General features: G+C 36.9%; 1 protein-coding gene and 1 pseudogene. Both read left to right on the top strand.

Going from position 1 to position 1,725, the window contains the following annotated elements; all coding sequences use genetic code 11:
• A partial coding sequence (gene ppk1 / locus AC1DND_RS27230; protein WP_477585896.1) for a polyphosphate kinase 1 occupies positions 1-1,448 on the top strand: 1,448 nt, incomplete at its 5' end.
• Positions 1,448-1,725, top strand: a pseudogene (locus AC1DND_RS27225) (Ppx/GppA phosphatase family protein); the annotation flags it as partial. The gene ppk1 and the pseudogene AC1DND_RS27225, both read left to right, overlap by 1 nt.

The following is a 1,725-nucleotide window of genomic DNA, read 5'->3' as shown; positions in this document are numbered from 1 at the left end:
TTATCAGGTATTGTTTGGATGATATATTTTATGTTTTTACTTACGATAATTTAGAGGCTTATTCGATCCAGCTAACGCGGGATGCCGAATTAGATATCGATAAAAACATTAATGATAAGTTTATCGAAGATTTAAAAAGCAGTTTAGAAAAACGTAAAAAAGGAAAACCAATGCGTTTGCTTTATGATTCGGCGATGCCTTTAAATATGCTTACTGTACTGGTGAATAAACTTAAGCTTGAGGCCGAAAGTTTAATTCCGGGTAACCGTTACCATAAGTTTGGCGATTTTATTGCTTTCCCAAATGTAGGTAAAAAGGAATTGGAATATGCGCCGAATGTGCCACTGAAGGTTCACGATTTGCACAGAACCCAAAGTATGTTTAATAAAGTTGCCCAGCGCGATTATTTGGTAAATTTACCCTACCAATCGTATGACTATATTATTTTGTTCTTACGTGAAGCTGCAATTGATCCGAAAGTAACCGAAATACAGATTACTTTATACCGGTTAGCCGAAAACTCAAAAGTAATCAATGCATTAATCAACGCAGCTAAAAATGGTAAAGCAGTTTCTGTTTTATTAGAACTTAAAGCACGTTTTGATGAACAGGCTAATATTTACTGGACCAGCCGCTTAATGGAGGAGGGGGTTAAGGTAAATTACGGTTTAACCGACTATAAAGTGCACTCTAAAATTTGTTTGGTTAAACGGATTGAAAAAGACAAGCCAGTTTACTATGCAAACTTAGCAACAGGAAACTTTAACGAGAAAACCGCAGGTTTATACTGTGATCATAGTATTTTCACCGCAAAGAAAGAGATTACGAACGATCTGGTAAAACTTTTTGATGCGTTGAGCAAACGTACAGTAACTAAGGGATTTAAACACCTGATTGTTTCGCCGCTGGAGAGCCGTTCGAAACTGGTCAATTTTATTAACCGTGAAATCAGGAATGCTAAACAGGGCAAACTTGCTTACATCATGTTAAAGGTAAATAGTTTAGCGGATGAAGGAATTATTGCCAAACTTTACGATGCGAGCAATGCTGGGGTTAAAGTTCAGCTGATTATCCGTGGTATCTGCTGTCTGGTACCTGGAGTAAAGGGCTTTAGTGAAAATATTACCGCCATTAGTATTATCGATAAGTTTTTGGAGCATGCCAGGGTTTATATTTTTGGTAATAACGGTAAAAACGACATGTATTTATCATCTGCAGATTTAATGAGCAGGAATTTCGAACACCGCGTAGAGGTAGGATTCCCGGTTTTAGATCATGATGTGAAACAGGAGATACAGGATATTATCGATCTGCAACTGCAGGATAATACCAAATCAAGGCAGATTAATACTTTGAACAATAATAAATACCATAAAAACAGATTAAGTAAAAAGATAAGGGCGCAGGTAGACATCTACAACTATTTAAAAACAAAGCATCAATCATAATGTTAAGATACGCAGCTATAGATATCGGTTCGAATGCGGTGAGGTTACTCATCGCTGATATTAGCAAACAAGACGGAAAATATAAGTATAAAAAGAACACTCTTATACGTGTGCCGCTCCGGTTGGGAGATGATGCATTCTTAGATCAATATATTTCGGAAAAAAAATCTGCAGATCTGGTAAAAACCATGACTGCTTTTAAAAATCTGATGGATGTTTATCATGTTTCGGAATATTTAGCCTGTGCAACATCTGCCATGCGTGAGGCCCGTAATGG

This window comes from Pedobacter sp. 01N416 (assembly GCF_056399685.1).
The sequence above is the reverse complement of the archived record's forward strand: the minus strand, read 5'-3'. Positions and strand labels throughout refer to the sequence as shown.